7 protein-coding genes are annotated in these 5222 nt (G+C 57.3%); 5 read left to right on the forward strand and 2 right to left on the reverse strand.

Translation table 11 applies throughout. From position 1 onward, the window contains the following. The first annotated feature begins 562 nt into the window (after nt 1-562). Both ACZXDY_RS44525 and ACZXDY_RS44530 read left to right on the forward strand, forming a co-directional pair. Nucleotides 563-937: a cupin domain-containing protein gene (locus ACZXDY_RS44525; protein ID WP_464349834.1), complete on the forward strand. Its 375-nt coding sequence runs from the start codon at nt 563-565 to the stop codon at nt 935-937. Nucleotides 938-1008: 71 nt separating this feature from the next. Beyond that, complete coding sequence (locus tag ACZXDY_RS44530) at nt 1009-1479, forward strand: SgcJ/EcaC family oxidoreductase (RefSeq protein WP_464349835.1); 471 nt, start codon at nt 1009-1011, stop codon at nt 1477-1479. A 463-nt stretch (nt 1480-1942) separates the two neighbouring features. Here ACZXDY_RS44530 and ACZXDY_RS44535 read toward each other — a convergent pair whose 3' ends face one another. Further along, nucleotides 1943-2224, reverse strand: coding sequence for a hypothetical protein (locus ACZXDY_RS44535; RefSeq protein WP_464349836.1), 282 nt, complete (start codon nt 2222-2224; stop codon nt 1943-1945). Then, nucleotides 2221-2637: a colicin E3/pyocin S6 family cytotoxin gene (locus tag ACZXDY_RS44540; protein ID WP_464349837.1), complete on the reverse strand. Its 417-nt coding sequence runs from the start codon at nt 2635-2637 to the stop codon at nt 2221-2223. Before ACZXDY_RS44540 ends, ACZXDY_RS44535 begins: the two co-directional genes overlap by 4 nt. Nucleotides 2638-2671: 34 nt before the next feature. Between ACZXDY_RS44540 and ACZXDY_RS44545 the strand changes: the two genes are divergently transcribed. From ACZXDY_RS44545 to ACZXDY_RS44555, 3 genes are all read left to right on the forward strand, one after another. Next, nucleotides 2672-2911, forward strand: a complete 240-nt coding sequence (locus ACZXDY_RS44545; RefSeq protein WP_464349838.1) for a hypothetical protein — start codon at nt 2672-2674, stop codon at nt 2909-2911. Between the two features lie 495 nt (nt 2912-3406). Further along, nucleotides 3407-4165, forward strand: coding sequence for a MerR family transcriptional regulator (locus tag ACZXDY_RS44550; protein ID WP_464349839.1), 759 nt, complete (start codon nt 3407-3409; stop codon nt 4163-4165). A gap of 440 nt (nt 4166-4605) precedes the next feature. Beyond that, on the forward strand, nt 4606-5070 hold the full coding sequence (locus ACZXDY_RS44555; RefSeq protein WP_464349840.1) for a cupin domain-containing protein: 465 nt from the start codon (nt 4606-4608) through the stop codon (nt 5068-5070). The last annotated feature ends 152 nt before the right edge of the window (nt 5071-5222 follow it).

Below are 5222 nucleotides of genomic sequence, written 5' to 3' on the forward strand. Positions count from 1 at the left end.
CTTACATCAACCGTATAATCAATGTCGCTTGGTGCTTCGGGCATGGCATCCTCCTCGATCCCGAAGCGAGCATATTGTGTCCATTTCAACCGATCCTACAAGGCGACACTTGCGAGATAACGCTGCGGCGGGGTCGATCGTGGTTGGGGGTGAAGAAGCGTGCTCAGTATCTGTGGGCAGACCTGCCGTATTGGTCCACACATGGCCCCTAGCAGCGGTTGCAGGATGTCCGCTATTCCGCCGCTGTAAGGGGTAAGGAGACATCCGGCGGATAGGCCAAAAATAACGCGAGTGACCCGAAGCCGACCCCAACCTGTCTGGCAGCCCGTTAAGTCAATGTTTCTGACTTATGGTTCGCCTGAAGGTGGTGTAGCTTTCTCTGCTGTGACGCACGCATCGTTGCGGCGCGCAATCTCAATCTCACACTGGCCGCATTGCGACTTGCGTCTCTTGCTGCATAGAGCTTGGGAGACACTCGCATGAAAAGATTACTTCTGGCGGCGAACCGGTTTGATTGCGCTCTGCATTCCGGCAACGGGCGCAAGATACTGAAGTCCCGGTGATGCCCGATACGCTCGTATGGAAGGATAATTCAGCCTTTCCGAAGGGCGTTCAGATCGCCACCTTGGTCGGTGATCCCGGAAAGGCGGGCGACGTTGTTGTCTTGCGCATCAAGTTTCCAGCGAACTTCCAAATGCCTCCGCATACTCATCCCTATTCTGAAGTTGTCACCATCATAAGCGGAGCCGTCGGCACCAGGCATGGTGACAAATTTGAAAAGAAGGGTGATCTTCTGAAGCCAGGCTCGTTATGGGTGTATCCCGCAAAACACGGGCATTACGCCTGGACTGGAAGCGAGGAAGGGATACTTCAGGTTCAGTTTATTGGCCCAGGTGGCATCGATTACCTCAATCCAGCTGACGATCCGCGCAAATAGTAGCCGCCCGCATTGTAAGAGGCCGTCTCAAGCGGACACTTATCTTTCCGGCATTTGCAAGGGAGGATGTCATGCGATCTTCTCCAAAAGTTGCGAGCGCAGCACTTTTACTGTGCATCGTGTCATTATCGTTTTCCTCCAGCGCTTTGGTCGAGCCGAAAGCGGACGTGGGGGCCGCAACCTTGGCATGGGGGCAGGCTCTAGGCGAAGACGATCCCGAAAAGGTATTACCCTTCTATTCGGACGATGCCGTGCTCTGGGGCACGCTGTCGCCGACCGTGCGATCCGACCGGGCGGCGCTGCGAGACTATTTCGTGACCGCATTCAAAGTTCTACCCGGGCTCAAGGTCGCTTTCGGCGATCAACTAATCCGGGTGTACGGCAACGCGGCGGTCAATACCGGTTACTACACGTTCTCCTACGTCAAGGATGGCGAGACGAAGAGCTTGCCGGCGCGCTACAGCTTCACCTACGTCAAGAACGGCGAGCGTTGGCTGATCGTCGACCACCATTCCTCGGCTATGCCATCGACCCCGAGATAGCTCACAAGGTTGAGTGGTGGCCCCTCGTTAGGGGCTCAGCTGCGGGGATTCGCGGTTATCTGTTCGTCCGGACTTGGCCCGTAACTGAAGATCCCGTCGTCCATCCTGGAAGCCGGCTCGTCGAGGTAAAGCGGACATAGGTCCGATCGATCGATGCTGGTCCTCGACCTGCGACATCCGAATGAAAAAGCCCCGCCATTGCTGGCGGGGCTTCACGTGTTTCAGGTAGGGGGCCAACTTTGCCCCGATTAGGGGACCAACTTATAGGGGACCAACTTTGCCCACGGCTGCGGCGCCGGGCAAAGTTGGTCCCCTAGTGTCTGAAGCAAGCAATTGGAATTTGATGCATCGGAAACGGCGAGCGAAGCGGTGACTAGCGATTGCCGCGCAAAGTATTTCCCCTGAGCGGGCGTCCCTGCTGCCGGGCAAGTCGCAATGCGCTGATGCTGGGAGGTCGAAGGCGTCAAGGTGTCCGGGTTGTCGAAGGGGTTTCGACGAGTTCGCGTGACACCTGAAATTCACCATCGCCGTCGAACGAAAGGCCCATGAGCTCGATCAGCTTCAATCCTTGTTCGCGTGTAACAGGATGAACGGCCTTCACCACGTCCGGATCCTCCGGGAAAGCCTCCCGCCCGATGACGGCGCGAATGTCCATCAACCCCACGTCCGTGCTCGATCCTTCAAAGAGGAGCTCCTCCGTCTTTGGGTCCCAGACGCAGACGATGGTGGCAAGCGAGGTTGTCATTTCGGTGCCGATTTACGTGGGTTTGGCTTGATCTGGGCTCCAGTTTCCGGATCGAACGCGCCCTTATGTTCGCCCCGATCATTGTAAACCTCAACCTTCCCATGCTGATAGTCCCAATCGCCGAACCCGCCGTCAGCGAGCTTCCATCTCTTCCGCAGGCCACCGGCAAAAGGCGTTTTGGGCTTCGTTCGAACCGAGCCGGGGAAGCCTTTGAGCTCCTTCGGCGGAGGTTTCATGCCCTGGCTGAGTACGACGGTGCCGCCGAGTTCAGCGTGTTCAGCCAGCTTTGTCTCGATCGCATTGGCGATCTTCCCGGCCAGCGCTCGCTCTCCTGGGCACCGGTCAATATCGCGAGAACATTCCGCCGCATGTTTGGCGGCGAGCGAGAGCGCGATTGCGCCACCGACGCCCACGGCACTCCCCACAAATACCCTCTTGAAAGCCGGCTTGCGCAGGCACGGCGAGCAACTGAGTGGCGACAAGCGTCGTAGCGATCGCAGCAAATCCTATTTGGTCTCTGAACGGATGTTCCGGGATCTCATCTCGTCCTATCGCCGAGCGATGCCGGTGGAATTGCTGTCGGACAGTGATGTGGCCCTGATCCAGAGTGCGCAGGTCGTCACGGATCAGCCGTACAACCTAGATGACCTTCCGGAGGTGGAAGACACGCCGTCCCACGGCAGGTAGGCCGCTGGAATGGACGTACCAAAGGAACCTCCGATTGGTAACCTCGTCGCTTATGAGTACCTGTGGCTCTCACAGAGCGGTTCTCGCGACGACGGCACAAGACCTACCCACTTTAGCCGTCATTGGACGATCCGACGCGAGAACATCGGCCGCCTGCAATGATTGGCGACTACGGCCGCGTGCCGACCTATCCGTTTGCACACAACCAAGACCAGAGCGGACGAACCGCAGTCGACCTGAACACGCAATCCCGGACAAGCGGACTATCGGGACCAGCCGACCATCTACACGGCCCATTCGCGCGTCAGGACTTCGCTCTTGATCGTCATTCTGGTCAATGTGAACCCATCGCAGGCGGCCCAGAGCGTACAATTATAAACCGATTGCCTGGTCAATTGGGCGGATCTTCTTCGCCGGGTCTCTTTTAGCCCAATCAACGCTTGACCCGGACCTTAGGGCTGCCCCCACAAAAACAGTGTCCGTGGAAAGAAGCCCATGACAGCGCGTACGCATTTTCGAACTGCTGCCGAAACAGCCCGCCTCCTCGGCCTCACGGTTAAGGCGCTCCGCGTCTTTGAGCGTCATGGATTGGTGCAGGCACAGAGAACGACTGTAGGCTGGCGGGTCTACGGTCCGAATGAGTTGCTTCGTCTGCACCAAGTTATTTGGCTGAAACGTCTTGGCCTTAAGCTCACTCAAATCGGTGCCATCCTGAATGACCAAAGCGTCGATCTCGATAGGCTTTTGGCTTTGCACGAAGCAGTCCTGCTCGATCGTAAGCACTCCATCGATCAAGCGCTACGCTTGATTGGAAAAGCTCGGGCCAAGCTGACGCTTGGCGAATCCCTGTCCGCGGACGAGTTGATCGATCTGACAAAGGAGACTGCCATGACGAGAGAAGTCCCAGATTGGGCCAAAAAGATTTCGCCTTTCGTCGACCGCCATTTGTCCGAAGCCGACAAGGAAGAGCTCAAGAAGCGTTATGATGGCATGGCTTGGAAACGCCTCATTGCAGAGGCAAAGTCTCTGCTGGGAACGGACCCAGCGGCACCTGCTGCACTTGCGGTCGCCAGCAGATGGAAAGAGCTGACCGCCGCCGTCACTGGCGGTAATCAGGACGTGAAGGAGAAACTCAGGAATATACAGCAGGATGCCTGGGCAGATCCGCAAACAGCGCAAACATTCCCTGTCACCCCTGATGTCTTGGAGTTTATCAGAGCAGCCGTCGCAAAGCTCGAAGGGCAAAAGCATTGACCAACATCTGCACGTCCAATCGGTTCAGAAACGCCGGTACGAGCCAGCCTCTGCGGCTGCCTCTTCCGCGTACACGACCTCGCCGGAGGTCCGGTAGTGGCCCATCAGCGAAGTGGTGGCACCTGTAATTGAGGTCCCGCTTAGCAGGGCATTAGCGGACCAGATTTTCTCGCGCTGAGTTTTTCGCATTTTGATGCCAAACGGAAACCGCATCCGAATTCCGGTAGCCGAGCGCGCCGACAATGTCTTGTAGAGGCGGGTGCCACGACGTAACCTAAAGCTCCAAGGCGGCGAATTGCCCCTTGCTTTTTCGGCTGCGCGTATCACATCGGCAGCCAAGCATTCGGACAATCAATAGAAGCCGCATTTTCTAGGGAGCGACCGCTATCGTTCACGCCGATCCTTGGTCATCTGGAACGTCGGATACAAGGGAGGAACTCATGAACGTTTCATTCACCCGCACCCTGATCGTTTCATCTGTCGCTGCGCTCGGCCCGTCCGGTATCCTCGGCGGAGTCGATGCGGCAAGGGCCGATGACGTGCCCGACGCGCTATCCGTTGAGTGGCAAGGCAAGAAACCGTGCGAGAAACTTTTTGACGACGCGCACGTCCGCGTGGCCCGGTGCACGTTTCCACCAGGGGCTGTGCACGTCTGCCACTCACACCCGGGTTACCTTGCATATGTGGTGAGCGGAGGCCAAGGACAGGTCGAGGACGAGAAAGGAATACGTAAAATCAATGCAACCGCCGGCGCATTGCTTGATGTGCCTCCGACCCCATGGCATGAGTTTGCAAACGTGGGAGACACCACGATTCAATATGTCATTGTCGAGAAAAAATATCAGGCTGTAACCCCAGTGAGTCAGACCGCATGCCCGAAAGGAACAGTGGGGCGCTCTCAATAACTGACGGCACGGATCAAGCCGCCCGCTCACATTTCGGGTTCGTAGGTAGGAGTCATTTGCTGAAACGACTGCTGTTGTGAAGGGTTTCGGATGCCGGCCGCTTGAGGGAGGGCGCGGCGTATTCGGCGGCCGGCGTCCGAAAGCCTCCAAGG

Source organism: Bradyrhizobium sp. LeoB3, from assembly GCF_055456055.1.